This is a genomic window from Streptomyces sp. T028 (assembly GCF_048159505.1).
Lineage (GTDB): Bacteria > Actinomycetota > Actinomycetes > Streptomycetales > Streptomycetaceae > Streptomyces.
The window spans coordinates 19,056-35,314 of sequence record NZ_JBLRVZ010000060.1 but is presented as its reverse complement, the minus strand read 5'-3'; the positions used below and the strand labels follow the sequence as shown (position 1 = coordinate 35,314).

Here is a 16,259-nt window from a genome sequence, read left to right as displayed (position 1 = left end):
TCTCTGTCATGAAAACGGGTCCGCGCCGCGCGCGGTTCCTGGCCCGACCCTGAAACGTCCCTGACTCACCCCCGAGGCAGCCCTGAGAATGCTGTACCCTCGGCGACTCCGCCTCCGGTAGTCAAGTTTGAGGAGTACGCTCATCGCTGTGCAGAGGGTTCCCGTGGAAGCAGTGTCCGAGATGTTCGAACCGGCCGGGTGCCAGACCGTGTTCGTGCCCGGCGTCCCGGCCCGCACCGGCCGCATCGCCTTCTGGCGACCCGACGGAGACGGTCCCCCTTCCGTCGCCCCGGCGAACGTCGAGAACCTGACGGTCGTCCAGCCCGGCGACGCCGGGGCGACGCTCACGCGCGTGCGTGCCGTCCTGATGCCGGTGCGGGATGCCCTGCCGGTTCTCGCACGCGCGCGCGTCGCCCAGGAAGGGCACCGGGCGGCGGTGTTCTGGGGCGCGGCATCGCTGTTGGCCCTGCACTTCGTGGCGCGGGGACTGCTGCTGCCCGGCCTGTCCCCGGACGGCCACGACGCCTGGCGGGTCGGCCCGCTCGGCCCGGACGACGTCGAGGCGGTCCGCCGGCTGGCCGCCTCCATGCCGCCCGAGGCGCACTGCGTGCCCGTCGACACCGCCCCGCCCCTGCGGCTCGCGGATCCGGAGCGGCTGCTGCGGGCCTTCCTGGACTCGGTCGCCGACGCATTGCCCCGCTCCCCCGCCGCACCGCTCGTGACGGGCGGCCCCGCCTACACGGCCCCCGAGCCGCAGCGGCTGCCGGAGCTGCGCGCATGGGCCGCCGACATCGCCGCGGGCCACGACGCGGGTGTCCGGCTCTCACTGCGGATCGAGGTGTCCGGGATCGCCTCCGCAGGAGCGGCCGCGGCCGCGGAGGCCGGGGCGTCGGCCCCGACGCCCGGCGGGGCGACGGCACGCTTCCGGGCCGTGCCCCAGGTGCACAGTGCGAGTGATCCCGCGCTCGTCGTGGACGCCGCAGAGATCTGGGGTGAAGCGGGGGGCACGAGCGGGAATCTCGGTCCACGCGCGCGTATGGACGCGCTGCTCGCACTGCGCCGTGCGGTGCGGGCCTGGCCCGCGCTCACCCCGCTGCTGTCGGCCACCGTCCCGGACGCCGTCGATCTTCTCGAGGAGGAGATCGCCGAGTTGCTCGGAGAGGGCTCGCGGGCACTGGCGGCGGCAGGGGTCGAGGTGCACTGGCCGAGGGAACTGGCCTCCACCCTGACCGCCCGCGCGGTGGTGGGTCCCCCGGAGGACGGAGCGCGGGAGCACGGCTTCGACGCGGACACCCCGTCGTTCCTGTCGGCGGACGCGCTGCTGTCGTTCACCTGGTGGTTCGCGTTGGGCGACCAGCGGCTCACGCGCGAGGAGCTGGACCGTCTCGCCGAGGCCAACCGGCCCCTCGTACGCCTGCGGGACCGGTGGGTCCTGGTCGACCCGCAGGAGGTGCTCCGGGCCCGCGCGCGGCAGGACGGCAAGGTGACGCCCGTCGAGGCGCTGGGCGCCGCGCTGACGGGCTCCACGGAGGTGGACGGCCGGTTGGTCGAGGTCCGGTCCACGGGCTGGCCGGCGGCCCTGCGGGAGCGGCTGACGAACCCCGGGGCGCAGGAGCCGGTGGAGCAGCCCGCCGCGCTGGACGCCACGCTGCGCGACTACCAGCGGCGCGGTCTGGACTGGCTGGCCCGGAACACCTCGCTCGGGCTCGGCTGCTGTCTGGCCGACGACATGGGGCTGGGCAAGACCATCACGCTGATCAGCCTGCATCTGCACCGCCAGACGGACGCCTCGGCCGCCGGTCCGACGCTGGTGGTCTGCCCGACGTCCCTGATGGGCAACTGGCAGCGGGAGATCGAGCGGTTCGCTCCCGGAACGCCGGTGCGCCGCTTCCACGGGCCGCGACGCGAGTTGGACGGCCTGGTGGACGGGGAGTTCGTGCTGACCACCTACGGCACCCTGCGGCTGGACGCGGGCCGGCTCGGGGAAGTGCCGTGGGGCCTGGTCGTCGCGGACGAGGCACAGCACGTGAAGAACCCGTACTCGGCGACCGCGCGGGCACTGCGCACCATCGGCGCACGCGCACGCGTGGCGCTGACGGGCACGCCGGTGGAGAACAACCTGTCGGAGCTGTGGGCGATCCTCGACTGGACGACACCCGGTCTGCTGGGCCGGCTGGGCACCTTCCGCAGGCGGTACGCGCGTGGTGTGGAGGGAGGCGGGGATCCGGCCGCCGCCGAGCGGCTGTCCCGGCTTGTGGCGCCCTTCCTGCTGCGCCGCCGCAAGTCGGACCCCGGGATCGCCCCGGAGCTGCCGCCCAAGACCGAGACCGACCGCCCGGTGTCGCTCAGCAGGGAGCAGACGGGCCTGTACGAGGCGGTGGTGCGCGAGACGCTCGCGGCGATCGCCGAGGCCGACGACATGGCACGCCGCGGGTTGATCGTGAAGCTCCTGACCGGCCTCAAGCAGATCTGCAACCATCCGGCGCAGTACCTGAAGGAGGAGCGTCCGGGGGCCGCAGGGCGCTCCGGAAAGCTGGAGCTGCTGGACGAGTTGCTGGACACGATCCTCTCCGAGGGGTCGGGCGTGCTGGTCTTCACTCAGTACGTGCGCATGGCGCGGCTGCTGGAGCGGCATCTGGCGACGCGGGGTGTGCCGACGCGGTTCCTGCACGGCGGGACACCCGTGGCCGAGCGGGAGGCCATGGTGCGGCGCTTCCAGGACGGTGAGTTTCCCGTGTTCCTGCTGTCCTTGAAGGCGGCCGGCACTGGCCTGAACCTCACGCGCGCGGAGCATGTCGTGCACTACGACCGCTGGTGGAACCCCGCCGTGGAGGCGCAGGCGACCGACCGGGCGTACCGCATCGGGCAGACCCGGCCGGTGCAGGTCCACCGGTTGATCGCCGAGGGCACGATCGAGGACCGCATCGCGGAGATGCTGCTCCGCAAGCAGGGCCTGGCCGACGCCGTACTGGGGCACGGCGAGGCGGCCTTCACGGAACTCACCGACACCGAACTGGCGGAACTGGTCGAACTGCGCGGGGGCACGCGATGAACGCGAACGACAACCTTGAACGCACGTTCGCGGCGTTCCCTCCCGCGCGCGGGAGGGGCTTCGCGCAGAGCTGGTGGGGGCGGGCGTGGCTGGCCGCGCTGGAGGACGGCGCGCTGGACTCCGAGCAGGTGCGGACGGGGCGCAGGCTGGCGCGGGCGGGCGCCGTGGGAGCGGTGTCGGTGCGGCCGGGGCGTATCACGGCCGTCGTACAGGACCGCGCCCACACGGCGCATCGGGCCGATGTGCTGCTCGAGGAGCTCACGGACGCCGAGTGGGACCGCTTCCTGGACCTGGCGGCGGAGCGGTCGGGGCATGTCGCCGCGCTGCTCGACCGCGAGATGCCGCCCCATCTGTTCGAGGACGCGGAGACCGCCGGTGTCGCTCTGCTGCCGGGACTCGGCGAGCTGGAGGCCGAGTGCGACTGCGGCGCGTGGGACCACTGCGGTCACACTGCGGCGCTCTGCTACCAGGTGGCGCGGCTGCTCGACCAGGATGCGTTCGTGCTGCTGCTGGTCAGGGGACGCGCCGAGCAGGCCGTGCTGGACGATCTGCAGGCCCGTGGTGCGGCCGCTCCCGCCGTGGCGGAACCCGCTCGGCCGGAGGGGGTGGACGCGGCCGAGGCATACGCGGCGGGGGACGTCCTGCCGCCGTTGCCCGCCGTGCCCGGTCTTCCTGCGGAGCCGGGTGTTCCACCATCGCTGGACACGGACGTTCCGCCCCCGCCCGGAGTGGACCCGGAGGCTCTGCGGATCCTGGCCGCGCGGACGGCCGCAGCCGCCCTTCTGCAGCTCGCGGACGCCCTCGGCGGAGGAGTCGGATCGCCGTCCCGGGGAGAACCGTTGACGGTCGCTCAGGACGCAGTGCGGCTGGCCGCAGGAGAGGCCGCGGAGGTGGGGAGCGACGCCCTGGCCGAGCGGCTCGCCGCCGGTTCGGGGCGTGATCGGGATCAGTTGGCGCGTGCCGTACGGGCCTGGCGGTACGGAGGCCCGGCCGCCCTGTCGGTCCTGGAGGAGGAGTGGACCGTGGAGGGCGAAGTACTCGCACGCGCGCGTGCCGTGCTCGAGTCGGCCTGGGAGGAGGACGAGCGCCCGCCGCTGCGGGCCGGGGGCAACCGGTGGACGGTCGTCGGGGAGTCCGGCCAGCTCCGCCTGGGACGGGACGGTCGCTGGTGGCCGTATCGCAGGGAGGGCGGCCGCTGGACGCCGGCCGGGCCGGCGGCGCGGGACCCGGCGACGGCGCTGGCCGTGGCCCGGCCCGACGGTGAGGAAACGCTTTCCTGAGCTCGAAGCGGGTGGGGGCGTCGGCCTGCCGGGCGGCCGACGCCCGACGTTCACCGGAACGTCGCATCCCGTTCGGCGGGCGCGCCAACTCTGGCCGCTGTCACCGAACTTGCACCTCAGGAGGCCAGATGTCCCCGCACCCCACCGGTCGGCGCCGCGTTCACCGTTCCGTCGCCACGGGCGTACCGTTCGCCGTTCTGGCCGCCCTTGTCATGGCCGGCCCGGCGAGCGCGGGAACCGCGTCCGGGCAGGCGCACGTGACGCGGACGGCCACGCTCGGCGACATCCCGCTCGGCACGTTCAGCAACGGCCTGCTTCCCGGCACCGTGGACGACGACCGGGGCGTGGACCTCGGCGGCATCGGCAGCGACATCTACCCGGCGGGCCGCAAGGGCGAGTTCTGGACCGTCACGGACCGCGGGCCCAACGGTCAGATCAAGATCGACGGGAAGAAGCGCCGCACGTTTCCGGTCCCCGGTTTCGATCCGGCGATCGTGCGGATCCGGGTGGCCGGGGACTCGGTGAAGGTGCTGGACGCCCTCCCGATCACCACCTCCTCCGGGAAGCCCGTCACCGGTCTGTCGAACCAGGAGGGCCGCGACGAGGCGCCGTACTCCTATGACGCCCGGTCGCCCCTGTCGTACAACCCGAACGGGCTGGACACCGAAGGCGTCGTGCGGACGGCGGACGGGAGTTTCTGGCTGATCGACGAGTACGGCCCCTCACTGGTGCACGTCTCCGCGCGCGGGAAGGTCCTGACCCGCTATGTGCCCGAGGGGCTGAACCTCGAGGGCGCGGACTACGCGGTGGTGGAGGCGCTGCCCTCGGTGCTGCTGCACCGGAAGATCAACCGAGGGTTCGAGGGCCTCGCCCAGCTGCCCGGCGGGGACCTCGTGCTGGCCGTGCAGAGCCCCCTCTCGCTGCCCGACACGGACGCCGGAGAGGCCTCCCGCACGACACGGCTGCTGCGTTTCTCGCCCAGGAAGAAGGCGGTCACCGCCGAGTACGCGTACCGCTTCGACCCGGTGAACGTGGTCGACCCGAGCGAGGACGACACCTCCGAGCTCAAGATCTCCTCGGTGGTCGCGGTGGGCGGCGACCGGCTGCTGGTCGAGGAGCGGACGGACAAGGCCGCCCGGCTTCAGGTGGTGCGCCTGACGCGCGGCGCGAACATCCTGGGCGCCCGCTGGGACGACGACACGACCTCACCGTCGCTGGAACAGCTGGCCGACCCGGCTGCCTCGGGGGTCCCGGTGCTGTCCAAGCGGCTGGTGGTCGATCTGGGCACGGTCGAGGGAGTGCCCGGGAAGATCGAGGGCGTCGCGCGCGTGGACCGCGACACGCTCGCCCTGATCAACGACAACGACTTCGGGATGACGGACGGCACGGGCGCCTTCGACGCGCAGGGGCGGCTGGTGGACAGCGGTATCGAGACGAGTGTGACGTACGTGCGGCTGCCGCGGGGCATCTGACGTCCTACGCGCGCGTGGGGTCTCGCATGCCTTCACGCGCGCGTAGCCGGCTAGCTAGGGCAACAGCGCGGTGAGGGACGGCAGCAGCGACTCCAGGTCGCTCGGTAGCTCGGTCGGCAGGGTGCTCGGAAGCTGGGACGGCAGCTCGCTGGGCAACGTGCTGGGCAGTTCCACCGGGAGACTGATCGAGGGAGCGGGCGAGGAACCGGTGCTGCTCCCACCGGTCGGCCTGTCGTCCGGCGAGTCGTCGCCGGACGAGGCCATCAGCACGACGGCGAGCACGGCAGCGGCGGTGGCGAGCAGCGCGAGCACCACGAAGAGCGGGCTACGGCGCCGTCGGGGACCGCCGGCGCCGTAGCCGGGGGCAGGCGGTCCGAAGCCGCCGTGCGGCGGTGTGTCGCCCGGCGGTCCGGGCGGCTGGGGCGGTACGGGTGGCGTGGCCATACGTCCAGCGTCCCCGGGAACGGCACGGGGAACGACCTCCGCACGGAAGTTGATACCGGCTCATGCCGTGGAGGGCATGATTCCGGCGTATTCCGTACGGAGGTCCGGTCCCGAGGTCAGCCCCTGGGATCAGGATCTGGGGTCAGGGCCTGGGGGCGGGGCCTGGGATCAGGGCTCAGGGAAACCGTCAGCCCCGGGCGCCCAGCAGGTGGTCCATCGCGAGCTGGTCGAGCCGCTCGAAGGCCATGCCGCGGGCGGCGGCCGCGTCGGCGTCGAAGTCCTCGAAGGCGGTGCGGTCGGCGAGCAGGCTCTGCAGGCCGTCGCCGGCGGTGGCCTGGGCGAGCTGGTCGAGGCGGGAGGCGCGCAGGGCCTCCTGGACCTCCGGGTCGGCGCGGAACGCGGCCGCGCGCTCCTTGAGGATCAGGTAGTTGCGCATGCAGCCCGCGGCGGACGCCCACACGCCGTCGAGGTCCTCGGTGCGCGGCGGCTTGAAGTCGAAGTGCTTCGGGCCCGCGTAGCCGGCGCTCTCCAGCAGGTCGACCAGCCAGAACGCGGAGCGCAGGTCACCGGCGCCGAAGCGCAGGTCCTGGTCGTACTTGATGCCCGACTGGCCGTTGAGGTCGATGTGGAAGAGCTTGCCCGCCCACAGGGCCTGCGCGATGCCGTGCGGGAAGTTCAGCCCCGCCATCTGCTCGTGGCCGACCTCGGGATTGACGCCGTAGAGCTCGGGGCGCTCCAGGCGGTCGATGAAGGCGAGCGCGTGGCCGACGGTGGGCAGCAGGATGTCGCCGCGCGGCTCGTTCGGCTTGGGCTCGATCGCGAACTTCAGGTCGTAGCCCTGGGAGGTGACGTACTCGCCGAGGAGGTCGAAGGCCTCCTTCATGCGGTCGAGGGCGACGCGTACGTCCTTGGCGGCACCTGACTCCGCGCCCTCACGACCGCCCCAGGCGACGTAGATCTTCGCGCCGAGCTCGACGGCCAGGTCGATGTTGCGGATCGTCTTGCGCAGGGCGTAGCGGCGCACGTCGCGGTCGTTCGCGGTGAACGCGCCGTCCTTGAAGACGGGGTGCGTGAAGAGGTTGGTGGTGGCCATCGGCACGGTCATGCCGGTGGTGTCCAGGGCCTGGCGGAAGCGCTTGATGTGCTCCTCGCGCTCGCTGTCGGAGGACCCGAACGGGATCAGGTCGTCGTCGTGGAAGGTCACGCCGTAGGCACCCAGCTCGGCCAGGCGCGTCACCGTCTCGACCGGGTCGAGGGCGCGCCGCGTGGCGTCGCCGAACGGGTCCCTTCCCTGCCAGCCGACGGTCCACAGGCCGAAGGTGAACCTGTCCTCGGGGGTGGGCTGGTAGCTCATTGCCGCGGCTCCTTGCTGTGCAGATTGGTCGTGCGGGTCGGTGGCGGTCGGTGGCGAACTATTTCGTCATGGCCGTTTACAAATTAGTATGCGGACGCATCTCTGGGAAGACAGATCCCGCAGAGCCGCGGAAAAACTTGAGGGAGAGCCCGATGTCAGCAGCCGAGGGTCCGCTCGTCGTCGGCGTGGACTCGTCCACCCAGTCCACGAAGGCGCTGGTCGTCGACGCGGGCACCGGCGAGGTCGTCGCGAGCGGCCAGGCGCCGCACACGGTGTCCGCCGGCGCCGGCCGCGAGAGCGACCCGCGCCAGTGGTGGGACGCCCTGCACGAGGCCTTGCGCCAGTGCGGTGACGCGGCGCGCGAGGCCGCCGCGGTGTCGATCGGCGGGCAGCAGCACGGGCTGGTCACGCTGGACGAGCACGGCGAACCGGTGCGCCCGGCGCTGCTGTGGAACGACGTGCGTTCGGCCCCGCAGGCCCGGCGGCTGACCGAGGAAGTGGGCGGGGCGAAGTTCTGGGCGGAGCGCACGGGGTCCGTCCCGGCCGCGTCCTTCACGGTCACGAAGTGGGCCTGGCTCGCCGAGAACGAGCCGGAGGCCCTGCGTGCGACGAAGGCGGTACGGCTCCCCCACGACTACCTCACCGAGCGCCTCACCGGCGAGGGCACGACCGACCGCAGTGACGCCTCCGGAACCGGCTGGTGGGCGTCGGCGACGGAGGGCTACGACGAGGAGATCCTCGCGCGCGTGGGTCTCGACCCGGCGCTGCTGCCCCGTGTGGTGCGGCCCGGCGAGGTCGCGGGCACCGTGCGCGACAGCCACGACCTGCCGTTCGTCAAGGGCACCCTGGTCGCCGGGGGCACCGGCGACAACGCGGCGGCCGCGCTGGGCCTCGGGCTGCGTCCGGGGACTCCGGTGCTGAGCCTCGGCACGTCGGGCACGGTGTACGCGGTGTCGAAACACCGGCCGACCGACCCGACCGGCACGGTGGCGGGCTTCGCGGACGCGCACGGCGACTGGCTGCCGCTGGCCTGCACCCTGAACTGCACGCTCGCCGTGGACCGCCTCGCCGCCCTGCTGGGCCTGGACCGGGAGGCCGTGGAGCCCACCGCGGACCTCACGCTCCTGCCCTACCTGGACGGCGAACGGACCCCGAACCTGCCGAACGCCTCGGGCCTTCTGCACGGCCTGCGCCACGACACCACGGCCGGGCAGCTCCTGCAGGCCGCCTACGACGGGGCCGTGCATTCGTTGCTCGGCGCGCTCGACCTGGTCCTCGACGAGGACGCGGACCCGTCGGCCCCGCTGCTGCTGATCGGCGGCGGCGCGCGGGGCGCGGCCTGGCAGCAGACCGTACGGCGGCTGTCGGGGCGGCCGGTGCAGATCCCCGAGGCGAAGGAACTGGTCGCGCTGGGCGCGGCGGCGCAGGCGGCGGGGCTGCTGACCGGCGAGGACCCGGCCGCGGTCGCCCGCCGCTGGAACACCACGCGCGGCCCGGTGCTGGACGCCGTGGAGCGGGACGACGCGACGCTCGCCAGGATCGCCGGGGTACTCTCCGACGCGGCCCCGCTGCTGGAGCGGAGCCCGCACATCGGCTGAGCATCGTCGATCGCTGTGCCGAGGTATCGACGTATCGAGAGGTCCAGGTATCGAGGTGTCGAGGTGCCGGCGAATCGGTGAGTCGGCGTATCCATGAATCGAGACGAATCGACGGAGGCATGACCGCACCGCTGCACGAGGCCCGCGCCACCGGCCCGGGGCGTGCGCTGCCCGACACCCAGCAGGGCATGCGCCGCCGCAACCTGGCGCGGGTGATGCACACCGTCAGCGCCGAGGGCCCGCTGTCCCGGGCGGCGGTCGCCTCACGCATCGGTCTGACCCGTGCGGCGGTGTCGACCCTCGTCGACGAGCTGATACGCACCGGGCTGCTGGAGGAACTCGGCCCGGAGCGGCCGGGCCGGGTCGGCCGGCCCGGGTCTGCGCTGGCGGTCAGCGGGCGCGGCCCGGCCGGGCTGGGCGCCGAGGTCGGCGTCGATCATCTCGCGGTGTGCGTGGTCGATCTGCGGGGCGAGGTGCGGGCCCGTGCCGTGCGGCACGGTACGAACCGGGGCCGCTCCCCCGAGCCGGTGCTCGAGGAGCTCACCGGGCTGCTGCGGGCAGCCGTCGCCGAGGCGGAGGGCGAGGGGTTGTGGCCGGCCGGGCTCGCCGTGGCCGTCCCCGGCCTGATCGCCCGCGATGCCCGTACGGTGGTCCGCGCACCGAACCTCGGCTGGCACGACACCGACCTCGGCACCCTGCTGCCCGGTGACTGGCCGCTGACCGTGGACAACGAGGCCAACTTCGGCGGGCTGGCCGAACTCTGGCTGGGCGAGCGCACCCCGCAGAACTTCCTGCACGTGTCGGCGGAGATCGGTATCGGCGCCGCGGTGGTGGTGGACGGCAGTCTGCTGCGCGGCACACGCGGTTTCGCGGGCGAACTGGGCCATGTGCCGGTCCACCCCGACGGGCCGCGGTGCGGGTGCGGTGGCCAGGGCTGTCTGGAGCAGTACGCCGGCGAGGAGGCTGTGCTGCGCGCGGCCGGGCTGGAGCCGGGCGGCGACCGCGTCGGGCTCCTCGCGGGGCGTGCGGCGGACGGCGACGCGGAAGTACGGCGCGCCCTGGACGAGGCGGGGAAGGCCCTCGGCATCGCGCTGACCGGTGCGCTCAATCTGCTGGACCCGGAGAGCGTGGTGCTCGGCGGTGCTCTGGCCGGGCTCGCACCGTGGCTGCTGCCGTCGCTGGAATCCGAACTCGCCCGGCGCACGGCGGGTCCCGCCCGTCCCGTGTCCGTCTCACGGCTGGGTCCCGAGGGGCCGCTGCTGGGGGCGGCGCACTCCGTGGTCCGGGCCGTGCTGGACGATCCGGCGGCGGTGGCGACGGATCCTGACACGCGTGGGTGACCGGAACTCCCCGTTCGGGTGAGCGAGTTGTCCACAAGCGGGCTCCCGTCCACCGAACTGCCCGACGTCCCACGTCCCGAGCGGTGGTCGCCCTAGTGTGATCCACGCGGGGCGCAGCCGTCGGCCTCCGCGGAACGGAGAGCCAGCCATGACCACACCCATGCCCCTGCCCACCAGACGGCGGCTCCTGCGCGGCGCCCTGCTCGCGGCCGTGCCGTACGCGCTGCTGCCGGACCCCCGGGCCGGCGCGCAGACCCAGGCCGTCGACTACCGGCCGGCCGAATGGCAGCCCGCGACGTCCGCCAACTACACGGCGGCCGAACGCCCCACGTCCCATCCGATCGACCGGGTCGTCATCCACGTCACCCAGACCGACTTCGCCAAGACCCTGGCCGTCTTCCAGAACCCGAGGAAGAGAGTGTCAGCGCACTACGTCGTGCGCTCCGCCGACGGCCATGTGGCGCAGTGCGTACGGGAGTCCGACATCGCCTGGCACGCGGGGAACTGGGACCACAACACCCGCAGCGTCGGCATCGAGCACGAGGGTTGGGTGGACCGGCCCGCCTATTTCACCGACGCGCTGTACGAGCGGTCCGCGCGGCTCACGGCGTCGGTCTGCGAGCGGTACGGCATCCCCCGGGACCGTGCCCACGTCATCGGCCACTACGAGGTGCCGGGCACCGATCACACGGATCCGGGCCCGAACTGGGACTGGGGGCGCTACATGAGACTGGTCAACGGCGTCTGAAGCGCGAACCGTGAACGGATGCGCCGCTTCGGACGAGCCGCGTCCAAACGGTTGTCGCTCCGTACACCCGGAGTGACGATGTCCCCAGCCGAAGTCCCGAGCCGTGTCGTCTTCCGGGAGGGCGAGTTGTCCAGCGATCCATGGGTGGCCCTGGAACCGGGGGCCGACCCTGCCGAGCGGGTACGGGTCCTGCGCCGGGCGCACCAGACGTTCACCGAGGCGGGGACGGTCCCGAGGCCGGTGCGGGCGGTCGTGGCCGACTCGTGGCGGCGTTCGGCGCGGGCCGGTGTCGGTCCCGACGGCACCGCGAGTGTGGAGCTGACCGACGGCGATCTCGGCAGCTACCGGTCCGAGCATCCGCTGGCACGGGTGATGCCACTGTTCCGGGAGCTCATGGGCACGTTCGCCGCCGACGGCGAACACCTCCTGGCGGTGTGCGACGCGCACGGCAGGCTGCTGTGGGTCGAGGGCCACGCGGCGACCCGCAAACAGGCGGGGCTGATGAACTTCGTGCCGGGAGCCCGGTGGGCGGAGAGCGCCGTCGGGACGAACGCCCCGGGCACGGCGGTCGCACTGGACCGGCCGGTGCAGGTGTTCGCGGCGGAGCACTTCATCCGCCGGGTGCAGCCGTGGACCTGCGCGGCCGCGCCGGTGCACGATCCGCGGACGGGGCGGGTGCTGGGGGCGGTGGACATCACCGGCGGGAACGGTCTGGCCCATCCGCACAGCCTGGGCTTCGTCCGGGCCGTGGCACGGGCCGCGGAGTCCCAGCTCGCGCTGCTCGCTCCCGAGGTGCCGCAGCCCGACGTACCGGAGCTGACCGCGCTCGGCCGGGACGAGGCACGGCTGGTCACCGGCGGACGCGGTGTCAGGCTCAGCCGTCGGCACAGTGAGATCCTGGTACTGCTGGCCCGTCACCCGGAGGGGCTGACCGGCGACGAGTTGCTGTGCGCGCTGTACGAGGACGAGTCGGTGACGCCGGTGACGCTGCGGGCGGAACTCGCCCGGCTGCGTGGGGTGCTCGGCCCCGGGCTGCTGGCGTCGCGCCCCTACCGGCTCACGGTTCCCCTGGAGTCGGACGTCGCGATCGTCGAGCGGCGGCTGGCGTCCGGCGCGGTGACCGCCGCCGTGGCGGTGTACTCCGGGCCGCTGTTGCCGGCGTCGCAGGCTCCGGCGGTCGTACGGCTGCGGCAGCGTCTCGCCGACGGTCTGCGCGCCGCTCTGATCGCCGGTCAGGATCCCGACCTCCTGGCGGACTGGGCGCACGCGCCGTGGGGCGAGGACGACCTGGACATCTGGCGGGCACTGTCGGCGGCCCGCCCGACGGCGGCGATACGGGCGCGTCTGACGGCGCTGGAACACGAACTGACGGCGCCTGGGGGTTGGGCACACCGCTAGGCAGGAAGCCACGGAAATTCCCGCCCTCGTCGACGGCCCCCGGACAGACCGCTTGTGCCAGGGGTGCGGGATCACCGCAACGTTGCTGCAACGTCCGTGCCCCTAGCCTCCGCGCAGAGCCGTCCAACGGCGGGCGGCCCTGCTGAGGGAGGCACACCGGCATGACCCGTTACGCGGCGCCCGGCACCGAGGGCTCGATCGTCTCCTACCAGGCGCGCTACGACCACTTCATCGGCGGCGAGTACGTGCCGCCGGCCCGCGGGCAGTACTTCGAGAACCCGTCTCCCGTCAACGGGCAGCCCTTCACCGAGGTGGCCCGTGGCACGGCGGAGGACGTGGAGCGGGCGCTCGACGCGGCACACGCGGCCGCGCCGGGGTGGGGGCGTGCGTCGGCGACGGAGCGCTCGGACATCCTGCTGAAGATCGCCGACCGCATGGAGGCCTACCTGGAGCCTCTCGCGGTCGCGGAGAGCTGGGAGAACGGCAAGCCGGTCCGCGAGACGCTGGCGGCGGACATCCCGCTGGCGATCGACCACTTCCGCTACTTCGCGGGGGCGGTGCGCTCGCAGGAGGGTTCGCTCAGCGAACTCGACGACGACACGGTGGCGTACCACTTCCACGAGCCGCTCGGGGTCGTCGCGCAGATCATCCCGTGGAACTTCCCGATCCTGATGGCCGCGTGGAAGCTGGCGCCGGCGCTCGCGGCGGGCAACACGGTGGTCATCAAGCCGGCCGAGCAGACACCGGTCTCGCTGCACTACTGGATGAGCCTGGTCGCGGATCTGCTGCCGCCGGGCGTGCTGAACATCGTCAACGGCTTCGGCCCGGAGGCGGGCAAGCCGCTCGCGTCCAGCTCCCGGGTGGCGAAGGTGGCGTTCACCGGCGAGACGTCCACGGGCCGGCTGATCATGCAGTACGCCGCCGAGAACCTGAAGCCCGTCACGCTGGAACTGGGCGGCAAGTCGCCGAACATCTTCTTCGACGACGTGTGGGAGAAGGACGACGATCTGCGCGACAAGGCCCTCGAAGGGTTCACCATGTTCGCGCTGAACCAGGGTGAGGTGTGCACCTGCCCGTCCCGCGGTCTGATCCAGCGCGGCAACTACGGCGACTTCCTCCAGGCCGCCGTCGCCCGCACCGAGCTGATCAAGCCGGGCAACCCGCTCGACACCGACACGATGATCGGCGCGCAGGCGTCCAGCGAGCAGCTGTCGAAGATCCTGTCCTACTTCGACATCGGCCGGCAGGAGGGTGCCAAGGTTCTCACCGGCGGCGAACGCGCCGAGTACGACGGTGAGTTGAAGGGCGGCTACTACGTCCAGCCGACGATCTTCGAGGGCGACAACCGAATGCGCGTCTTCCAGGAGGAGATCTTCGGACCGGTCGTCTCGGTGGCCTCCTTCGACGACTTCGACGACGCCGTCAAGATCGCCAACGACACCCTGTACGGCCTCGGGGCCGGCGTGTGGACCCGGGACATCAACACGGCGTACCGCGCGGGCCGGGCGATCCAGGCGGGCCGCGTCTGGACCAACTGCTACCACGCCTACCCGGCGCACGCCGCCTTCGGCGGTTACAAGCAGTCGGGGATCGGCCGGGAGACGCACAAGATGATGCTGGAGCACTACCAGCAGACGAAGAACCTCCTGGTGTCGTACTCGCCGAAGAAGCTGGGCTTCTTCTAGAGGCACGAAAAAAGGCGCCTGACCTGGGCTTTTGCCCGTCATACGCCTTCCTCACGTCCCATCCGGGGCAAGGACCGACTTACGTCATAACTCCCAGTTCATCCCACCACTATCCCGCTCCTGACCAGTACGTCCGGACCAGTCACGGACCAAACCCCGACTCACCCTTCAGACTCCGCGCCCTGGCTGACGCGGTCCCATTCCTGCATGGACTGCTCGATAAGGCGGTTGGCCCGCTCTCGGACGCCGTCCAAGAACTTGGCGTAGTGACGGAAGAGGACCTCAATGCTCTGGCCCGCGCGACGAGCGCACTCGGCGGGGTCCACACCGGAGTACAGCCAGAACGAGATCCCGGCGTGCCGGAGATCGTAGGGCCGCTTGGCCAGCTTGGAGGCGAGTTCCGTACGGGTCAGGGCATACTTCCGCGCCCGCGCCCACGTTGTGCCATACGCAGCTGCGTCCACGTAGTTGCCGGCCTGGTTCCGGAACAGTCGGCCGTCCGGCGCCACGCCGAAGCGTTCGATGTGTGCACGGAGCATGCGCACGAACTGCGGCGGGATGGGCACAGGCCGGGTCGCGGTAGCCGCGCGGCGCTTGAGGGAGTGCACCTCGTGCACCGAGCCGCCGTCCGTCCACTCCTTACCTGCGGTGACGACACCACCCGAAAGGTTAAGCATCCCCCATCCGGAGTCGGGCAGATGGCACTGTTCGAGCCGGAGATGAATGACCTCCGCAGGCCGCATCGCCGCGTAGTACATGCAGCCGAAGAACGCTTCCAGGTGGGGGCCGCGCCCGCGCTGCTGGGCAACCGCTGCGAGCAGCCGGGCGACCTGGGCGGGATTGGGAACGGCAGCCGGGTCCACTTCCTCGTTGACCGCTGGAGCGTTCCACCTCAGCCCGTTGAGGGGATTCTCCGTGAAGTAACCTTTCTCCACAGCGATGTTGAGGACTTCGTTGAACGCAGCCCGCTTGCGCCGTGCCGTCTTGGCCGCAGCTTCCTTGCCGTCCAGCTTGAGGCACAGCGCGTCCAGTGCCCGTCGCAGCACATCGGCTTCCGCGAGAGCGCTGGCGGGCAGGGAGTTCCGCTTCATCCAGTCCAGCGCCTGCCGCCATTCCTCGACTGGCTCTTTCTCCCACGCCTTCTTGTTGAACGCCCAGGAGTACAAGGCTCGCCGCAGCACTCGCGGCTCCGAATAGGTCACGCCAGGGCGCACAAGGGCGGGAGTGATGGTGGAGAATGCGTCGGCCAGTGTGCGGCGAGTGTTTCCTGGCGTGCGGTCCCAACGCTGGTCGAGGTATTCGTGCGCAAGGTCATACCATGTCGTCCGCTGCTTGATAGCTCGGAGCTCGGACGCCGGCAGCCCTGTGTGCTCATCGAAGGGCTCACCATCGCGCGCCGCGGTCATCAGCCTGGACCGCCTGCTGTCGGCGAGCCCGACCGTCATGAATGACTCTGACTTTTCGCGCCCATTGACCGTCCACCGGACCATAAACGGTTTGCGCCGATCGGGGCGCTCCCGTATGTCCCAGAAGCGGACGTTGTAACTCATCGCCAAGTATCAGAATCCCTCTCGCACTTGTCCCACCAGGCATCCAGGTCTGCACGTCGACATCTGAGTTCACCATTGGGCAACTTGATCATTCGGGGTGCTTCCCCGCGAGCGCGCATTCGGTAGAACGCCGACGGACTCATACGGATCTCCGCGAGAACCTCAGCGAGCTTCAGGGCCGGAGGACGGGCCATGAAATATCACCTTCGTATCGAGAAAGGCTTCATGCCGGAAATGCAGGCGTACATTGATATCTACCAGAGATACCCTTTTCTGCACGGCCGCCCAACCCGGAGTGGACGAAAAGACGCAGCCAGGTATTCGGATCGATACGGTGG

12 protein-coding genes are annotated in these 16,259 nt (G+C 71.7%); 8 read left to right on the top strand and 4 right to left on the bottom strand.

The features are described from left to right. Positions 1 to 181 precede the first annotated feature (181 nt). From ACLZN2_RS44300 to ACLZN2_RS44290, 3 genes are all read left to right on the top strand, one after another. Complete coding sequence (locus tag ACLZN2_RS44300; protein WP_416985505.1) at positions 182 to 3,052, top strand: SNF2-related protein; 2,871 nt, start codon at positions 182 to 184, stop codon at positions 3,050 to 3,052. Further along, the gene (locus tag ACLZN2_RS44295; RefSeq protein ID WP_416985488.1) at positions 3,049 to 4,332 is read left to right on the top strand and encodes an SWF or SNF family helicase; all 1,284 of its coding nucleotides are present in this window, start codon (positions 3,049 to 3,051) and stop codon (positions 4,330 to 4,332) included. The genes ACLZN2_RS44300 and ACLZN2_RS44295 overlap by 4 nt, the downstream gene beginning before the upstream one ends. Positions 4,333 to 4,460: 128 nt before the next feature. Continuing rightward, the gene (locus ACLZN2_RS44290) at positions 4,461 to 5,804 is read left to right on the top strand and encodes an esterase-like activity of phytase family protein (RefSeq protein WP_416985486.1); all 1,344 of its coding nucleotides are present in this window, start codon (positions 4,461 to 4,463) and stop codon (positions 5,802 to 5,804) included. A 54-nt stretch (positions 5,805 to 5,858) separates the two neighbouring features. Here the strand turns inward: ACLZN2_RS44290 and ACLZN2_RS44285 are convergent, their stop codons facing one another. Both ACLZN2_RS44285 and xylA read right to left on the bottom strand, forming a co-directional pair. Then, entirely contained in the window at positions 5,859 to 6,248 is a 390-nt protein-coding gene (locus tag ACLZN2_RS44285) for a hypothetical protein (RefSeq protein ID WP_416985484.1), read from the bottom strand. 187 nt (positions 6,249 to 6,435) lie between these two features. Next, positions 6,436 to 7,602 carry a xylose isomerase gene (xylA, locus tag ACLZN2_RS44280; protein WP_416985483.1) on the bottom strand — a complete coding sequence of 389 codons (1,167 nt, stop codon included), beginning with the start codon at positions 7,600 to 7,602 and terminating at the stop codon, positions 6,436 to 6,438. A gap of 152 nt (positions 7,603 to 7,754) precedes the next feature. On the opposite strand from xylA, the gene xylB reads away from it, so the two are divergent. The 5 genes from xylB to ACLZN2_RS44255 all read left to right on the top strand — a co-directional run bounded on the left by xylB (position 7,755) and on the right by ACLZN2_RS44255 (position 14,371). Beyond that, entirely contained in the window at positions 7,755 to 9,200 is a 1,446-nt protein-coding gene (gene xylB, locus ACLZN2_RS44275) for a xylulokinase (RefSeq protein ID WP_416985481.1), read from the top strand. 119 nt (positions 9,201 to 9,319) lie between these two features. Further along, entirely contained in the window at positions 9,320 to 10,540 is a 1,221-nt protein-coding gene (locus tag ACLZN2_RS44270; protein ID WP_416985479.1) for an ROK family protein, read from the top strand. Between the two features lie 148 nt (positions 10,541 to 10,688). Beyond that, on the top strand, positions 10,689 to 11,288 hold the full coding sequence (locus ACLZN2_RS44265) for an N-acetylmuramoyl-L-alanine amidase (protein WP_416985477.1): 600 nt from the start codon (positions 10,689 to 10,691) through the stop codon (positions 11,286 to 11,288). A gap of 78 nt (positions 11,289 to 11,366) precedes the next feature. After that, complete coding sequence (locus ACLZN2_RS44260; RefSeq protein WP_416985475.1) at positions 11,367 to 12,686, top strand: GAF domain-containing protein; 1,320 nt, start codon at positions 11,367 to 11,369, stop codon at positions 12,684 to 12,686. 161 nt (positions 12,687 to 12,847) lie between these two features. Continuing rightward, complete coding sequence (locus tag ACLZN2_RS44255) at positions 12,848 to 14,371, top strand: aldehyde dehydrogenase family protein (RefSeq protein ID WP_416985474.1); 1,524 nt, start codon at positions 12,848 to 12,850, stop codon at positions 14,369 to 14,371. Between the two features lie 161 nt (positions 14,372 to 14,532). On the opposite strand, the gene ACLZN2_RS44250 is transcribed toward ACLZN2_RS44255, so the two are convergent. Further along, complete coding sequence (locus tag ACLZN2_RS44250; RefSeq protein ID WP_416985472.1) at positions 14,533 to 15,921, bottom strand: tyrosine-type recombinase/integrase; 1,389 nt, start codon at positions 15,919 to 15,921, stop codon at positions 14,533 to 14,535. Then, positions 15,918 to 16,115, bottom strand: coding sequence for a helix-turn-helix transcriptional regulator (locus ACLZN2_RS44245; protein WP_356773389.1), 198 nt, complete (start codon positions 16,113 to 16,115; stop codon positions 15,918 to 15,920). The genes ACLZN2_RS44250 and ACLZN2_RS44245 overlap by 4 nt, the downstream gene beginning before the upstream one ends. Between the last annotated feature and the right edge of the window lie 144 nt (positions 16,116 to 16,259).

Coding starts and splice junctions, on each gene's coding strand:
- ACLZN2_RS44255 (WP_416985474.1), top strand. CDS start 12,848: ATGACCCGTTACGCGGCGCCCGGCACCGAGGGCTCGATCGTCTCCTAC.
- ACLZN2_RS44300 (WP_416985505.1), top strand. CDS start 182: ATGTTCGAACCGGCCGGGTGCCAGACCGTGTTCGTGCCCGGCGTCCCG.
- xylA (WP_416985483.1), bottom strand. CDS start 7,602: ATGAGCTACCAGCCCACCCCCGAGGACAGGTTCACCTTCGGCCTGTGG.
- ACLZN2_RS44265 (WP_416985477.1), top strand. CDS start 10,689: ATGACCACACCCATGCCCCTGCCCACCAGACGGCGGCTCCTGCGCGGC.
- ACLZN2_RS44295 (WP_416985488.1), top strand. CDS start 3,049: ATGAACGCGAACGACAACCTTGAACGCACGTTCGCGGCGTTCCCTCCC.
- xylB (WP_416985481.1), top strand. CDS start 7,755: ATGTCAGCAGCCGAGGGTCCGCTCGTCGTCGGCGTGGACTCGTCCACC.
- ACLZN2_RS44245 (WP_356773389.1), bottom strand. CDS start 16,115: ATGGCCCGTCCTCCGGCCCTGAAGCTCGCTGAGGTTCTCGCGGAGATC.
- ACLZN2_RS44260 (WP_416985475.1), top strand. CDS start 11,367: ATGTCCCCAGCCGAAGTCCCGAGCCGTGTCGTCTTCCGGGAGGGCGAG.
- ACLZN2_RS44250 (WP_416985472.1), bottom strand. CDS start 15,921: ATGAGTTACAACGTCCGCTTCTGGGACATACGGGAGCGCCCCGATCGG.
- ACLZN2_RS44290 (WP_416985486.1), top strand. CDS start 4,461: ATGTCCCCGCACCCCACCGGTCGGCGCCGCGTTCACCGTTCCGTCGCC.
- ACLZN2_RS44285 (WP_416985484.1), bottom strand. CDS start 6,248: ATGGCCACGCCACCCGTACCGCCCCAGCCGCCCGGACCGCCGGGCGAC.
- ACLZN2_RS44270 (WP_416985479.1), top strand. CDS start 9,320: ATGACCGCACCGCTGCACGAGGCCCGCGCCACCGGCCCGGGGCGTGCG.